The organism is Gemmatimonas sp., assembly GCF_044376735.1.
Taxonomy (GTDB): Bacteria; Gemmatimonadota; Gemmatimonadetes; order Gemmatimonadales; family Gemmatimonadaceae; genus Gemmatimonas.
In genome coordinates this window covers 40,673-56,337 of record NZ_JBILKJ010000004.1, presented here as the reverse complement: position 1 = coordinate 56,337, position 15,665 = coordinate 40,673, and the positions used below count along the sequence as shown (strand labels likewise).

Sequence of the window (15,665 nt, the reverse complement as noted above, 5' to 3'; positions counted from 1 at the left end):
TAGACTCCTGACGGCTAGGGTGCCCCCACCGAACGGAATCCGGCCGCGGATGTTTCAACACCCACCAGCGTGGCCCATGGCGGCACCGCGCCGATGGTGTGATCGCTCAGTCGGTGAGCGACGCGACGACAGCCGGCAATTCGGTCATGCTGTGCATCCAGAAATCCGGTGCCGCGATGGCCAGTTGTGCTCGGCTGAACGGCCCCCATTGGGCGGCGGCGGTTCGCACCCCGGCGGCGCGCCCCGCGTGCATGTCGTGCGGCGAATCCCCCACGAACACGGCACCCGACGCCGGCAACGCCAGACGGTCGAGGGCCAGCAGCACGGGGTCGGGGAGCGGCTTGTGCCGCACGGTTTCCTCGAAGGTCACGATGGCATCGAAGGCGCCCTGGAGCCCGACATGTTCAAGCGACCGTGCCGTCATGCCGCGCCCTTTGCTGGTGACCAGCGCGGTGGCGTGGCCCTCCGCCCGCGCCCAGGCGATGGTGTCGAGCACGCCGGGATAGGCGGTGGTGAGCCGAGGCAGGTGAATCCCCTGATAGTCGCGATAGCGCTCCACCAACGACTCCACCTCGGCCGCTCCATCGCACCACTCGGCCAGCTGCGTGCGCAGCGGCGTGCCAATGCCGGCCACCCACTCTTCGGTGGTGGGCGCGCGCTCGCGTCCCTCAAAGGCGAATCGCATGGACTCGAGGAGCAACCCGATGGAGTCGATCAGGGTGCCGTCGAGGTCGAACAGGAGTGCATGTCGTGACATGCCGAAGAGTAATCGGGCGTGTACTCGGGCCCGATCAGCAGTAGGGCACCGATGCGCGTCGCCGCACTCGGCTCGACCTCCGGCCCCACGGACCGGTCTCGGGCGACGCTGGCCAGCACGGGCTCCTGCTGCCACGCCGTCAGCCACACCCTCGGCCCCCACCTCGCCGCCGCCTCCGCCTGCGCACACCACCGAGCCATCGCCTCCTCAGCGCCCGTTCCGCGCGCCCTCCCCACAACCCATTGGGCATCGGCAATCACCTCCCGCAGGGCCGCGCGTTCCATGGGGCCGCAGCGCAGCACGAGTTGGGCGAGGTGACTGGCCGCGCGTTGGGCGATCGGCGCTATGGCCTGGCCGGTAGGGCCGGCGTCGTCGCGCGCCAGGGCCCGCGCGTGCCAACGGCGAACATCCCGGAACGCCCGCTCCACCGACACCGCGAGTTCGGCGCTCGACGACACACCGGCCGCGCGTGCGCCATCGGCGATCATCGCGACGCGCAGCAGGGAGTGTACGCGCCCGCTCACGACGCGCCGACGATCGGTGGTGCACAGCGCGTGCGAGCACAACAGTCGTGACTGTCCCTGATGATCGACGAGTGCGATCCAAGCCGTCTCCCGCTCGGACCGCAGGACGCCAACGACCACCGTGCTCGGCGATACCGTTGCTGCGCCGGTGGTGGCCCAGCGCTGCAGTCGCGCGTGCAGTCGCGACGCCGCGTCCGCCGCACTGGCGCGTGACCGCTCCCGCGAACGGTGCACTGTGTCGCCTCCGGCAAAGCGCCGCGACAACGCCGCCTTGGTGGCCAGCCGGCGCTGCAGGCGGAGCGCACGGTCACCATCGGCGTGTGGGGCGAAGCTGTACACGTGCACCGCGTGGTGTGGTGACCCGAGCCGAGCGCAGCGTCCCACGCGTTGCTCGCGCAGCGCGTCGGTCCACGGCAGATCGAGGTGCACCACGACACCCGCATCCTGCAGGTTCACGCCTTCGGCGAGCAAGTCGGTGGCGAGCAGCAGGCGGATGGCGTCGCGCGCCAGCGGTGGCGGGCGTTCCTGCGCCAGCGGCGCGAAGCGGGCGAGCGCCTCGCTGCGGGAGATCCGACCGCTGGCAATGCGCGCGTGCCTACTGGAGAGCAGGCCCACGCCGGCGATGTCCGACAACGCGCGATGCAGCGCGCCGATGGTGTGCGTGAACTGCGAGAAGGCGACGATGGGCGTGTCCGGGTGCGCGTCGAGTACCGCGCGCAGGGCATCGGCGCGGGCGCCGTCTCCGCGCGCCGTCCGCGCGTGGTGTTCGCCGAGCCCGGCCAGCGCCTCGAGATGCGCCTCCACGCGTTCGATGAGGGGGGCGCTCTCCACTTCGTGCTGGGCCATGAGTTCCGGGAAGGCGAGTTGCACCTCGTGATCGCCCACGAGCCAGCTGCGTAGTTCCGCCTGCGTGGGGTGACGTCCGGCACGCAGGGCGTGCAGTAGCGCGTCACCACGCAATCGACGCTGTCGCACGGCGTGATCGAGGGCGGCGTCGCTGCTGCACCACGCGCGCAGCAGCCCTAGTCGGATCAACGCGCCGGCCACGGCACCATCGTGGGCCGGCAGCGGGGCGGGGAGTGCGAGAATCTGCGTGAGCGTGGCGCGGTCGTGCGGCATGGGCAGCGGGGCGTGCGAGTGCACCGGCGGCTTGCTTGCGCCGGCTGCCGCCGTTGACGCACTGGTGCGCCGCACGACGACCTGCGCGAGCATGGTGTCCGACAGCAGATCGGCCCGGGATCCCAGGAACAGCGCGAGGAGATGGCGCAGGTCGGCCGAACGGTTGTGAAGCGGCGTGGCGGAGAGGAGCAGAGTGTCACAGCCGGCCACGAAGCGGGCGATGGCGGTGTAGCGCGCGGTTCGCCGTGTGCGCAGGTAGTGTGCTTCGTCGATGATCACGAGCGTACGAACCGGCGCGTGTTCACGCACTCGGCCTCGCTGTGCGTCGACGGCGAAGGCTGTGGCCCGTGCTTCGTCGGCGCGGGAGAAGCCGTGCACGGAGTGGACGCGCACGTGCGGGAGTTGGGCGTGGATGATCGCGGTGCGCCACATGGGCTGCAGGGCGGCGGGGGCGATGACGTGCACCCGCTGGTACGTACTCGCCACGGCGAGCGCCGTGTACGTCTTGCCCAGCCCGACGTCGTCGGCGAGGAGCGCACCGCGATGGGCGCGGATGGCGGTGCGGATGCGGGCCACGGCATCGCGCTGGTGGGGGAGCAGCGTGATGTCACCGAGTTCAGCGGCGGGCAGCGGGGTGATGCGGGCGCTGGCGAGGCGGGCCTGCACGTGTCGCGCATCGTGGAGGGACCAGGTCATGGTGTGTACCACTCGAGCAATGGGGTGAGGTGGCGGAGCGGCACGCCATAGGCATCGGCGACGGCCTGCTCGTACTCGTGGGTGGGCACCGTCTCGTGTCGGGCGAGGCGTTGTCCGATTGGGGCGAGGAGGGTGCGCGCGCGGAGCCAGTCATGCGGCACCGGAAGGGCGGCGACGGTCCACCCGAGGAACCGTCGGAAGCCGCCGCGGGCCGGTTCGGCGAGCACGTCGAGCCAGGCGGCGGCAATGGTGGAGTTGAGCAGGGCGTCGAGGGCGTAGGCGTCGTCGATGCTGGCGGTGCGGAGCACGTAGCAGCTATTCAGGGGCACCGTGGGGTCGCCGGCCTCGAGGACGCGGGTGCGGAGGCGTTTGCCGATGTCGGCCCACACGACGCGCGGCGTGTCGGCGCGGGCGGCCTCGGTGCGAAAGAGTGTCCACCAGGGCATGCGGGCGCGGGCATCGCGTCGGCTCTCGAGTCGTGGGCGCCAGTGGGCGAGCCATCGGGTGGTGGCAGGCGGCAAGGTGCGCAGCGGGCGTCCATCGGCGTCATGCGTCCACAGAATGCGAAGGTCATCACCACCGGCTCTCGCCCCCGCGCTTGGCCCTTGGGCGGTGATGCCTTCACCCCGCAGGGCGGGGCGCAGCAGCCGACGCTCGATCGTTGCCGATCGCGCCTGCGACAGGGTGCCGGGCGCGGGGGTGTCGGACGCGACGACGGTGGCCGAGTCGTCGTCGTGCTCGCGGGCGTGCACGAGAAATGCGGCATTGCATCCGCACTTCACGCCCAGCAGTGGGCGCCCGATGCGTGAGTCGCCGAGGGCGGGGCCGGCGGTGCGTAAACGCTCGAAGGCCGCGTGCGCGGGTGGCGGCAGGAGGATCCAGGGTGCGGCGGCATCGCCGTCGAGGGCGAGTCGGGCGGGGGGGATCGGGAAGTGGCGATCGCCGACTGTGGTGGAGATCGTGACGCGGATATCGGGGGCGGTGGGTGCGTGGGAGTGTGCCGCTGGCTCTGCGCGTGGGTGGGTACGGGCGACCAGCAGCGACGGATACGTTGCGGCGTCGAAGAGGGCGGGAGCGTCGCTCCAGTCGCGGAGCGTGCGAATCGTGGCGAGCTGCGCGATGGTGCGCCGGATGCCGCCGCCGGAGAGGGTGCGCCAGAGTTTGGCGGGGACGAGCAGCGCGAGCGTACCGCCTGGGGCGAGCAGTTCGAGGCTGCGTTCGATGAACGCCACCGCCAGATCCGGCTGTGATGCGAAGCCGACGCCGGCACCGGCGCGGGCGGCGCCGGCGTGCCAGGTGGCGGCGCGCACGCTGCGGAACTCGCGGCGCAACTGCTCGCGATCGCGTTGGGCGAGGGCGTGCGGACGCACCCAGGGTGGATTGCCGATGACGACATCGAAGCCGCCGGCGGCGGCCACGTCGGCGAAGTACGTGACGAAGCGGAACGGCAGGGCGCCGCCGTCGGCGAGTTTGGCGCGCGCCGTCGACAGCTCGCGACCGTACCCGCGAAGCGCGTCGAGACGGGCGACATCGGCGCGGCTGGGAGGGCGACGTTGCCCGAACAGGTCGCGTGCGCGGAGTGTGCTGAGGAGTGCGGCGCGTTCGGCGCGGAGCGCATCGCGCTGGGTGGCGAGGGCGGCCATCGCGCGGTGCCGTTCTTCGCGCTGGAGGGCGAGGGCGAGGGACTGTTTGCGCGGGCCCGTGGCGCGGGTGTAGCGCTCCCGCAGCGCGGTCAGGGTGCGGGCGCTGGGGGGAGCGAAGCGAAAATTGCCGCCGGCGAGCGAGTCGCCCACGCGGATGTGATGATCCAGATTGGGCAGCGGCGGCACGCGGGCGATGTCGGTTTCCGTGCAGTCGATGACCACCGACAACCAGAGCCGCAGTTCGCACAGCCAGACGGCGACCGGATTGCGGTCCACGCCGAAGATGCTGTGCGTGAGCAGCTGCCGGCGGATGCCGTACGTGTCGGTGGCCCCTGGCGTGGCCGCTGGCGTGGCCGCTGCACGTGGCGTACGTCGCAGGAGGGTGCTGAGTCGCTCGAGTGTGTGCACGAGAAACGCGCCTGAGCCGCAGGCCGGGTCGAGAATGCGCAGGCGGTGCAGGGCGACGGTGGTGGCGGGGGAGAGCAGGAGCGGCGCGGTGGTGTCGTCGAGCGCATCGGCGGGGAGATCGGGAAGGGCGGTGAAGAGGGCATCGCGAACGACGTGATCCACCAGGGCGGGCGGCGTGTAGAACGAGCCCGAGCGTCGGCGTTCATCGGTGGCCATGAGCGATTCGAAGGCGCGCCCCAGCATTTCGGGATCGACCGCCGCCTCCGACCAGCTGGCGGAGTCTTCGTGCGCGGTGAAGCGATGGCGGTCGAGCACCGCCCCCACGAGATGCGCGATGGCGTCGTCGCTGAAGTGCAGGGTGCGATGGCGCTTCTCGAGCGGGGTTGGGGAGAACAGTCCGCCGTTCAGAAACGGCACGGCCCCGAACCGACGGGCGGCGGGCGCGCGATCGCGTCGTGGGGTGTTCAGTGTGCCGAAAAAGAGCGGACGCAAGAGTCGCCGATGCAGCTGACCGCCCGCTTCGAGCTGCGCGGTGGTGTGATGCAGCAGAAAGTCGACCCGATGATCGAGCCATCCTTTGGCTTCCAGAAACGCGAGGAACAGACATCGGCTGGTGCACAGCAGGGCCAGTTCGCGGCGTTCGGCGGGGAGCGCGGCGTGCGCCGTTGGTCCGGTGACCTCGTTGGCGAGCGTGGTCACGGCGCGCTCCAGCACGCCGTAGAAGCGATTCGATAAGGCTTCGCGTCGCAGAATGTCCGTGAAGCGGGCATGACGCAGCAGGGCATCCTGTTCCGGCACGGCGGCGAGTGCCCGGAGTGTGTCCGCATCGGAGTCGACGACGCGGCTGCGATCGATGCGGAGCGCGGCCACCCGAGGACCGTTGCTATGTGGGCACACGGTGGCAATGCACAGCGTGCGACGGCGCGCGTCGAGTGTGATCAGGCACCACTGACGCGCCGGGGCCTGCGCCAGGATCAGGGCGGCGAGCCGTTTGGTGAGTTCGCGCGGATCGGTGGCACCGGCGAGATCGGTGGGAGGCGCCAGTTCGGCGCACAGCAGCCGCAACGTTCCCGTGCCGCGTATGAGATCGGCGCTGCTCGCCAGCGCATCGAGGTGCAGTCGATCGCGCCCGTCGGCGGAGAGCGGAGTCGGGGTGGCGGTGAAGCCCATGGCGTGGGCAATCGGGCGCAGCGACTGGCGGGAGTCGGCCTGCGTGAGCAGTTGGGCGGCGGCGCGGAGTGTGAGCACGCGGCCACAATGGGATCACTGGTGCGAACGTGTGTCACCCGAAGTGCGCCGGCGGTGCTTTCGGAGCGCAGGCGCGTTCGGCACCTTGCGGGATGCCCAGTTCGACTGACCCGTCGCCTTACGTCGCACCCCGCGCCGACGCCGGATCCTGGCCCGAAGTCGCGCGCGTGTTCGGGCGACTGGGCCTCACGGCGTTTGGCGGACCGGCCGCGCACATCGCCGCGATGGAAGACGAGATCGTGAAGCGTCGGCAGTGGATCAGCCGCGACGACTTCGTCGATCTCGTCGGTGCTTCGAATCTGATTCCGGGTCCCAACTCCACCGAACTCGCGATTCACATCGGCTATCGTCGCGCCGGATGGCCTGGGCTCATCGCGGCCGGCGTGTCGTTCATCGTGCCCGCGGTCGTGCTCGTGTGGGTTCTCGCGATCGCGTACGTGCACGGCGGCTCCCGCCTGGATGTTTCGGCGATCCTCGCCGGGCTGCAACCGGTGGTGCTGGCGGTGGTCGTACAGGCGCTATGGCGATTGCGCGCGAGTCTGGTGCGCTCGCGCTGGGCCGCGCTGGTGGCCGCGGCGAGCGTCGTCGCGGTGCTCGCCGGTGTCTCGGAAGTCATGGTCCTGGTGCTGGCGCTCCTCGCCTCGGTCGTGATGGCGCGCGTCCGCATCCACGACGACATCGATACCGACCATCGCCCACTCGCGGCCCTCGGCGCAGCGGCCGCCACCGCCATCAACGCGCCGATCAGCGTAGCCATGAGCGCGCCTGCCGTCTTCCTGTCGTTCGCGAAGATCGGGAGCGTGCTCTTCGGCAGCGGCTACGTGCTGCTCACCTTTCTGCGCGGCGAGTTCGTGCTGCGGCACGCCGTACTCACCGATGCCCAGCTCCTCGATGCCATCGCCGTGGGACAGGTCACGCCGGGTCCCGTCTTTTCGGCGGCCACCTTCGTAGGCTATCTCATCGCCGGACATGCCGGTGCGGCGGCCGCCACGGCCGGCATCTTCCTCCCCGCCTTCGTGGGCGTGGCCCTCACCGCGCCCTACGTGGCGAGGCTGCGCGGCTCCCGGCGCTGGTCGGCGGCGCTCGATGGTGTAAACGCCGCGTCGCTGGCCCTGATGGCCTCGGTGATCCTCGTCATGGCGCGCCACATTGCCCCCGATCCGGTCGCTCTGGCTATCTTGAGCGGAGCCTCGGCCGTGCTCGTGTTCACGCGCATCGGCAGTGGCTGGGTGCTGCTGGCCGGCGCGTGTGTTGGCCTGCTGCGCGCGCTGCACTGAGTTCTCGCCAGTCTCATCTTTCCTCACTCGCACGCCTTCCCATGACCGTTTGCTGGCTCAACGGATCTTTCGTCGCGGAACAGGACGCGCACGTGTCCATCTTCGATCGTGGCCTGCTATTCGGCGACGGTGTGTACGAAGTGGCGGCCGTGCTGAACGGCAGGTTGCTGGACGCCGACCGGCATCTCGTGCGGTTGGCGCGCTCGCTCGCCGCCATCGGCATCCCGAATACGCAGCCGGCGGCCGCGTGGCTCGGTGCGATGCAGCAGCTGGCCACCGACAATGGCATCGACGAAGGGCTGGTGTACCTGCAAGTCACGCGCGGCGTGGCCGAGCGCGACTTTCCGTTTCCGGCGCAGGTGACGCCCACGATGTTCGCGTTCGCGCGGCCGAAGCGGTTGCGCGCCGATCCGAACGCCGCGGGGGTGCGACTGCTCGCGGTGCCGGACATGCGCTGGACGCGGTGCGACATCAAGAGCACCAGCATGCTGGCGCAGGTGCTCGCCAAGCAGGCGGCGCGCGCCGGTGGTGCGTTCGAGGCGATGATGCACGAGGATGGCCTCGTGACCGAAGGTGGCTCGAGCAACCTCTGGATCGTGAACGACGGCGTGGTGCAAACGCGGCCGCTGTCGAGCGACATTCTCGCCGGCATCACGCGCGACGTGGTGCTCGAGCTCGCGCATGCGATCGGGGTGCCGGTGCGCGAACGGGCCTTCACCGTCGAGCAGGCACAGGCGGCCGACGAATGCTTCATGAGCAGTGCGACCAGCTTCATTTTGCCGGTCACCACGATCGATACGCACACCGTAGGCGCCGGCGCGCCCGGCCCGATCGCGCAGCGACTCCGCGAAGCCTATATCGAGCGGGCGGAGCGGCTCACGCGGTAGGGGGGCGCGGTGCGCTTTACTTCGACACGTAGCCGCGGTCTTTCCAGCGCACGTTGTTGCCGCGCGCGATCGCCGACACGCAGATCGCCAGCACGATCGCCCCGCCCAGCGGGGCCAGGAGCGCGCGGCGAATCGGATCACCATTGAGCCAGTTCGCCAGCGCGAACGACACCAGAATGGCCGCACTGGTGAGGGCGCTCCACAGCAGAAGCGCCGCACTCACCGCGCCGATCACCGCGCCGCCGGTCGCCATCGCCACAGCGCACCACACCAGGGCTACGAACGGCATCAGCACCCCGAGCGGAAACGACAGCAGGAACAGCGGATACAGCCGCTGGCCGATCGCGCCCCACCACATGGCATGTCGCCCACCGGCGTACATGTTCTTGCCCCAGCCCTTCATGAGGCTGCCGAGGCCGTCGTACATCCGTGTGCTGAGCTGACCGATGCCGAGCGCCAGCGACACCCGATCGCCACGCGCCTGAATCGCCTGTGCCATCATGACGTCTTCCGCCACGTACCCGCGCACGGCCTCGTGGCCGCCGATGGCGTCGTACACGCGCCGCGACATCATGAAACACTGCCCGTTGGCTACGACGTCCCGCGGGTTGGTGGCCCGCTCGATTGCATCCGCTCCACCGTAGCGCGTGAGAATCAGGGTGAACACCGACGGCTGCACCGCGCGCTCCCATACGGTGCCCATCTCCTGGTGTCCGGCTACCGAGAGCAGTTCCGCCCCCCGCCGCTCGCGCATACGCACCATGCGCCCCACGAGGTCAGGGGCGTGGCGCGTGTCGGCGTCGGTGAGGAGCAGCAGCGAACCCGTGGCGTGGGCGGCGCCCGACTGACAGGCCCACTGCTTGCCGAACCAGCCGGCCGGCAAGTCGGGGGCGTCCACGATCTTCACCCTCGGGTCGCCCGCGGCGGCCTCGTGCGCCAGCGCGCCCGTGCCGTCAGTGGAGTGATCGTCCACCACCACGAGCTCGAGGTCGGGCCAGGTCGAGGCGCGGATGCTGCGGATGCAGGCCGCGATGTGCACCGCTTCGTTGCGCGCGGGGAGCACGATACTCACGCGAGGCGTGGGCGCGGCGATCGTCGCCGCGGGGTCGATGTCATCGAGGCGGGGCGTACTTCGGAGCCGTGCGGCCAAGACGAGGGGTGCGGTCACCCACGGTGCGGCGGCGAGGGCCGCCGAGGCGGCGCCCAGCGGCGAAATCAATGGCAGCCCCGAGAACACGCTCAGCATCATTCACAGAATGCTACCTCGCGGGCCGCTCAGCGGCACTAGCGGTGCGCGCATCGTGACGAGTCTGGGCCGTTCCGTTGCTGCCTCGAGTCGCGGCCGATACGTTGACACATGGTCGCGGCGGCTGGTACTTCCGTTCATTCCGAGGGGGATCCTCGTGATGCGCAGGGCGCGGGCGCCCGGCGGGTGCCGCCACGGCTGACGGCCGGTGCCCGGGTCGCGATGATCTCGCCCTCCGGACCGCTCCAGGGCCCTCACGAGCTCGAGCGGGCTGTGGCGACGGCCGAGTCGCTGGGGTGGGAGGTGCAGGTGGGGCCGCATGCCCTGCGCCGAACCGGCTATTTCGCGGGCGACGACGCGCAGCGTGGCGACGATCTGGTCGACGCGTTGCAGGACGACCGCATCGACGGGATCTGGTGTCTTCGGGGAGGCTACGGCGCGGCGCGTCTGCTGCCGCGGCTCACGGTCGAACTCCTGCAGCGTCACCCCAAGGCGTTGCTCGGCTATTCCGACATCACCGCGCTGCACGCGGCGTGGCAGCACGCCGGCCTCGTGAGCTACCACGGGCCCACCGCGAGGGCGCCCCTCTCCGCCTTCTCTCGCGACTCTCTCGTGCGCGCGCTGCAACAGGGTACGGACAGCTGTGGCGAGGCCCCCGATGCGCGCATTGTGCGCGGCGGACGCGCGACCGGCCGTCTGGTCGGTGGCAACCTGGCGCTGGTATCGTCGCTGTGCGGCACGCCGTGGGCGGTCGATTGTCGCGACGCCATTGTGGTGCTCGAAGACGTCGGCGAGGCCACGTATCGCCTCGATCGCATGCTCACCCAACTGCGGCTGGCGGGGGCCTTCGACGGCTGCGTTGGCGTGGCCTTCGGGCACTGCACCGATTGCCCCGATACCAGCGACGACGGCACGCGCACGATCGAGGCGATCGTGACCGAACTGGCCGACGCGTTACAGGTTCCCACGCTGCAGGGCATTCCGGTTGGACATATTTCAGATCAGTGGACGGTGCCGTTCGGTGCGATCGCGACCCTCGATGCCGATGCGCGTACGTTGTCCGTTCTGATCACGGCTGTTTCGCGTTCTCACTGACTCTCCACCGGGCCCGCATATGAAGACCGCACAGCAACTCATCGCCGAAGCGAAGGCGAGCATCGCCGAAGTCACCGCGCGCGAGGTGCAGGACCGCCTCGCGGCCGGTGAGCCGGTCGTGCTCATCGACATCCGCGAACAGAACGAATGGAATCTGGGCCACGCGGCGCCGGCACAGTACATCGGTCGTGGCGTGCTCGAGAGCCAGATTGAATCGCGCGTGCCTCGTGATGCGCAAGTCGTGCTCATGTGTGCCAGCGGCAACCGCTCCGCGCTGTCGGCCCGCACCCTGCACGAGATGGGCTACACGAACGTGGCCTCGATGGCCGGTGGCTTCCGCGATTGGGTCGCCTCTGGTGGCGCGGTGGTCGACTGAGCTACGCGGCGCGCGAGGTGCTCATGCAGCAGGCGTTGGCGCATTCCGACATGTCGCGGCTCGTGATGCGCTTGGCGAGCCGCGTCCCCGTGGATGCGCACCCTGCCGCTCAGTCGCGGCTTGCCGCGGTGTCGGCCGTATTGCGCGTGGTCGACGGGGAGCCCGAATTGCTGTTCATCAAGCGGGCGGAGTTGGAGCGTGATCCGTGGAGCGGCCACATGGCGTTCCCCGGCGGTCGCCTCGAACCCGGAGACGCGTCGCTCGAAGTCACCGCCATCCGGGAAACGCAGGAAGAACTCGCCCTCGATCTCACGCGTGGGCGCCTGCTGGGACGCCTCGATGACCTCGAACCGCGCAGTCGCACACTCCCGCCGATCATCATCCGCCCCTTCGTGGCGATTGTCGAGCCCGATGTCGCGCTCACCCCCAGCGACGAGGTGGCGGCGACGTTCTGGGTGCCGCTGGCGCGCTTGCAGCATGAGAGCTCGAAGGCCGAGTATGTGGTGGACATCAACGGCACCCGCGCCAGCTTTCCGGCCTTTCGCGTCGAGGAGCATATCGTGTGGGGGCTTACCGAACGCATCGTGCGTCAGTTGCTCGCCCTCGTGACGCCATAGCGATACCGCTGCACGCACCCGTGCCACACCCACCCGTATCACACCAGAGAGCCTGACGTTGCCTACGCGTTTCGCCGTTCCCCGTTCTGCTCGCACCGTGGCCACCATGGCCAGCCTCTGCTCCGGCGTCATGGCCACCGGGTGCATGCGCCCGTCGGCTACCGCGGTTGCGCCGATGTCGGGGAAGCGCGTCGAGAGCGACCGCGGCATGGTCGCCGCTTCGCATCCCGATGCCGCCGCCGCCGGGGCGGCGATGCTCGCGCAGGGTGGCAATGCCGTTGACGCGTTTGCCGCCACCGCGTTCGCGCTCTCGGTCACCGACGTGTCCCAAACCGGACTCGGTGGCGGCGGCGCGATGACCTACTTCAATGCGAAGACGAAGACGGTCGAGCATCTGTCGTTCTATCCGCGGGCTGGTGAAGACGCGGCGTGGGCACGCGCGGACACGTCGCGTGGCCGCCGTCCGGGACGTGCCGCCGCCACTCCCGGCATGGTAGCTGGCGTGCTCGACGCGCATGCCAAGTGGGGCAAGCTCACGCGCGCGCAGGTGATGGCGCCGGCGATCGCGTTGGCGCGCGATGGGTTCATCGTCTCTCCGCTGCTGGCCCGTACCATCGTGTCGTCGCGCGACAAGATGATGGCCGACTCGCTGGCGGCGGCGCGGTTCATGCCGCATGGCGAGGCCCTGCGTCCGGGCGATCGCCTCGTCCAGCCGGAGTTGGCGGCCACGCTGCAGCGCATCTCGGCAGAAGGCGCCACGGTGTTCTACACCGGCGGCATCGCCGAGCGGCTGGCGGCCAAGGTGAAGGCGCAGGGCGGGTTGATCACCGTGCGCGACATGAACACGTATTTCGTGACGCCGATGCGCCCGCTTTGCACGATGTGGCGGGGCTATACGCTGCTGGGCGCACCGCCGCCGATGGGGGGCGCGTCGGTGTTGGAGATGTTGCAGATGGCCGATGCGGCCGGCGTGGCTGACGCCGGGTCGTTCACGGAGAACGGCGCAGCGGTCGCGAAGCTCGCCGACATCATGCGCCTCGGTGATGCCGACGCCAGCGAGTATCGTGGTGACCCGGCGGTGCAGCGCGTGCCGGCGCATGGCGTGGTGCATCCGGGCTTTGCGCGGTCGCGGGCCGGACTCGTGGGCGGCCCGCTCCCCGATACAACGATGGCCGGCAGTCCGTGGGCGTTCGACACGCTCGCCGCGCCGGGGAACTGCGGCACGTTCAATCCGTATCCGGCGTCGACGGTCCTGACCGCCGGCGTCCGTTCCGGACGCGTCGGCGGCGCTCCGCGCGAACCGACGACGGAGAACGAGGGGCAGAGCTTCACGTCGCACCTGGCCGTGGTGGACGGCGACGGCAGCGCCGTGTCGGCCACCACGACCGTTGGCGTACTCTTCGGCTCGGGCGTGTACACCGACGGCTTCTTCCTGAACTCGGCCGGCAACAACTTCGACGCCAAGACGCGTGGCACGAACCGCTACGCCAATTCCACGATGTCACCGACGCTCATTCTCGACGGGACCACGGTGCGTCTCGTGGTCGGCGCCGCCGGCTCGCAGTACATCCAGCCGGCGATCACGCAGGTCACGATTCGGATGCTCGCGTTTGGCGAAGACCCGGCGGTCGCCCTCTCGGCGCCGCGCATCCACGCCAGCGACAACACGAAAGAAGTGGAAGTGGAGCCGGGGTTTTCCACGAGCGTGTATCAGGCACTCGTCACGCGCGGCTACTCGCCGGCCAGCCGCGTACGCGACATCAGCTTTGGTGGCGTGCACGCGATCTTCGTGCGCAAAGACGGCAAGCGGATCGGCGTGGCCGACCCGCGGCGCGACGGGACCGCGGCCGGCTGGTAGCGCCGCGATAGGCCCAAGGGTCAGCGCCTTGTGCAAAAGTTAGGTGCACCTAAATTGTAGGTATGGCTGCGACGAATACCAACTCGGGTGTCACCACGGACCACGAGGCGAGCCTCACGGCGTCCCCCACCCCGGAGCCCGGCTGGCGTCGGGCGCGCTTGGCGCCCTCGTTGGCCGAAGTACACCGCTCCGTCGACGTGAACGGCGCCACGTGGTTCCGGAAAATGGTGGCCTTTGCCGGCCCGGGTTATCTGGTGGCCGTGGGGTACATGGACCCGGGCAACTGGGCGACCGATCTCGCCGGGGGCTCCCGATTCGGCTACACGCTGCTATCGGTCATCCTGCTGTCGAACCTGATGGCGGTACTGCTGCAGGGACTGGCCTCCAAGCTCGGGATCGTCACCGGTCGCGACCTCGCCCAGGCCTGTCGCGATCACTATTCGCGAACCGTCGCCTTCGCCTTGTGGGTGATGTGCGAGATCGCCATCGCTGCCTGTGATCTGGCCGAGGTGATCGGCACCGCCATCGCGCTCAATCTGCTCTTCGGAATCACGCTCCCGGTGGGCATCGCGATCACGGCGGTCGACGTGTTGATCGTCCTGTATTTGCAGAACAAGGGCTTCCGCATGCTGGAAGCGCTCGTGATCGCGCTGATTGCGGTGGTGGGCGGATGCTTCCTCTTCGAGCTGTTCATCGCGAAGCCGGACCTGGGCGCCGTGGCGCGGGGATTCATCCCGACGTCGCAGATCTTCACCAACCCGGAGATGCTGTACATCGCGATCGGCATCCTCGGCGCCACCGTGATGCCGCACAACCTGTACCTGCACTCCTCGATCGTGCAGACGCGCAAGTACGAGGAGACCGCGGAAGGCAAGCGTGAGGCGGTGCGGTTTGCCTTCCTCGACTCCACCATCGCGCTCAGCTTCGCGCTCTTCATCAACGCGGCCATTCTGATCGTGGCGGCCGCGACGTTCCACACCAGCGGGAACACCGACGTCGCCGAGATTCAGGACGCCTACAAGCTGCTCACGCCGCTGTTGGGGGTCACGGGAGCGAGCGCCGTGTTCGCGTTGGCCTTGCTGGCCTCCGGGCAGAATTCCACGCTGACCGGCACGCTGGCCGGGCAGATCGTGATGGAAGGATTTCTCAATCTCCGGATCCGTCCGTGGCTGCGCCGGCTGCTCACGCGGGCGATCGCCATCGTGCCGGCGGCGATCGTGGCGGTACTTTACGGGGAGAGCGGCACCGCCAAGCTGCTGATCTTCAGTCAGGTCATTCTCTCGCTGCAGCTGTCGTTCGCCGTGTTCCCGCTGGTGCGCTTCACTTCCGACCGCGAAAAGATGGGTGAGTTCGTGAACTCGATGGGGCTGCGCATCGCGGCGTACGTCGTGGCTGGGGTGATCGCCTCCTTGAATTGCTGGTTGCTGGTCCAAACCATTCGCGGGTGGATCGCCTGATGTATCGACGCATTCTCGTACCGCTCGAGCACTCCGCGTACGACCAGGTCATCCTCGCGCATGTGCGGCAGCTGGCGCAGCTCTGCACGTCCTCCCTCGTGCTGATTCACGTCGCCGACGGCTGGGCGGCGCGCAACCAGCGCTCGCTCAAGCTGCGGGAATCGGAAGAGATGCGGCTGGATCGCGAGTACATCGAAGCCTGCTGCGCCTCGCTGCGCGAGGACGGCTTCGAGACGGAGTCCATTCTTGCCGGCGGTGATCCGGCTGGCGAGATCGTGGCAGCCGCCGATCGCGAGCAGTGCGACCTGATCGCGATGGCGGTGCACGGCCACAAGGGTATCCAGGACGTGATCTACGGCACGACGGCCAACAGCGTGCGCCACCGCACCATGGTGCCCGTGCTCATGGTCCGGGGGCCCGTTGGGGGTCCCGCTCGCGTCGTCGCGCGCTGATCGTC

Annotated in this window: 12 protein-coding genes; 8 read left to right on the top strand and 4 right to left on the bottom strand. The window is 69.4% G+C overall.

The window, feature by feature from the left end; genetic code table 11:
* Positions 1-106: 106 nt before the first annotated feature.
* The 3 genes from ACIRA7_RS01335 to ACIRA7_RS01325 are packed head-to-tail and all read right to left on the bottom strand — an operon-like array spanning position 107 to position 6,395.
* On the bottom strand, positions 107-757 hold the full coding sequence (locus tag ACIRA7_RS01335) for an HAD family hydrolase (RefSeq protein ID WP_396218983.1): 651 nt from the start codon (positions 755-757) through the stop codon (positions 107-109).
* Positions 715-3,096: a helicase-related protein gene (locus tag ACIRA7_RS01330; protein ID WP_396218982.1), complete on the bottom strand. Its 2,382-nt coding sequence runs from the start codon at positions 3,094-3,096 to the stop codon at positions 715-717. Before ACIRA7_RS01330 ends, ACIRA7_RS01335 begins: the two co-directional genes overlap by 43 nt.
* On the bottom strand, positions 3,093-6,395 hold the full coding sequence (locus ACIRA7_RS01325) for an Eco57I restriction-modification methylase domain-containing protein (RefSeq protein ID WP_396218981.1): 3,303 nt from the start codon (positions 6,393-6,395) through the stop codon (positions 3,093-3,095). The genes ACIRA7_RS01330 and ACIRA7_RS01325 overlap by 4 nt, the downstream gene beginning before the upstream one ends.
* 92 nt (positions 6,396-6,487) lie before the next feature.
* Here ACIRA7_RS01325 and chrA point away from each other — a divergent pair, with 92 nt between their 5' ends.
* A complete protein-coding gene (gene chrA / locus ACIRA7_RS01320) occupies positions 6,488-7,672 on the top strand; it encodes a chromate efflux transporter (RefSeq protein ID WP_396218980.1) in 1,185 nt (394 codons plus the stop codon).
* A 41-nt stretch (positions 7,673-7,713) separates the two neighbouring features.
* A complete protein-coding gene (locus ACIRA7_RS01315) occupies positions 7,714-8,559 on the top strand; it encodes a D-amino-acid transaminase (protein WP_396218979.1) in 846 nt (281 codons plus the stop codon).
* Between the two features lie 16 nt (positions 8,560-8,575).
* Here the strand turns inward: ACIRA7_RS01315 and ACIRA7_RS01310 are convergent, their stop codons facing one another.
* On the bottom strand, positions 8,576-9,808 hold the full coding sequence (locus tag ACIRA7_RS01310) for a glycosyltransferase (protein WP_396218978.1): 1,233 nt from the start codon (positions 9,806-9,808) through the stop codon (positions 8,576-8,578).
* A gap of 219 nt (positions 9,809-10,027) precedes the next feature.
* Here ACIRA7_RS01310 and ACIRA7_RS01305 point away from each other — a divergent pair, with 219 nt between their 5' ends.
* The 6 genes from ACIRA7_RS01305 to ACIRA7_RS01280 all read left to right on the top strand — a co-directional run bounded on the left by ACIRA7_RS01305 (position 10,028) and on the right by ACIRA7_RS01280 (position 15,660).
* Positions 10,028-10,900 carry an LD-carboxypeptidase gene (locus ACIRA7_RS01305; protein ID WP_396218977.1) on the top strand — a complete coding sequence of 291 codons (873 nt, stop codon included), beginning with the start codon at positions 10,028-10,030 and terminating at the stop codon, positions 10,898-10,900.
* A 19-nt stretch (positions 10,901-10,919) separates the two neighbouring features.
* Positions 10,920-11,276 carry a rhodanese-like domain-containing protein gene (locus tag ACIRA7_RS01300; protein ID WP_396218976.1) on the top strand — a complete coding sequence of 119 codons (357 nt, stop codon included), beginning with the start codon at positions 10,920-10,922 and terminating at the stop codon, positions 11,274-11,276.
* Positions 11,243-11,893: an NUDIX hydrolase gene (locus ACIRA7_RS01295; protein ID WP_396218975.1), complete on the top strand. Its 651-nt coding sequence runs from the start codon at positions 11,243-11,245 to the stop codon at positions 11,891-11,893. Before ACIRA7_RS01300 ends, ACIRA7_RS01295 begins: the two co-directional genes overlap by 34 nt.
* A 106-nt stretch (positions 11,894-11,999) precedes the next feature.
* Complete coding sequence (locus ACIRA7_RS01290) at positions 12,000-13,751, top strand: gamma-glutamyltransferase family protein (RefSeq protein WP_396218996.1); 1,752 nt, start codon at positions 12,000-12,002, stop codon at positions 13,749-13,751.
* A 62-nt stretch (positions 13,752-13,813) separates the two neighbouring features.
* Positions 13,814-15,208 carry an Nramp family divalent metal transporter gene (locus tag ACIRA7_RS01285; RefSeq protein ID WP_396218974.1) on the top strand — a complete coding sequence of 465 codons (1,395 nt, stop codon included), beginning with the start codon at positions 13,814-13,816 and terminating at the stop codon, positions 15,206-15,208.
* Positions 15,208-15,660 carry a universal stress protein gene (locus ACIRA7_RS01280; protein WP_396218973.1) on the top strand — a complete coding sequence of 151 codons (453 nt, stop codon included), beginning with the start codon at positions 15,208-15,210 and terminating at the stop codon, positions 15,658-15,660. Before ACIRA7_RS01285 ends, ACIRA7_RS01280 begins: the two co-directional genes overlap by 1 nt.
* The last annotated feature ends 5 nt before the right edge of the window (positions 15,661-15,665 follow it).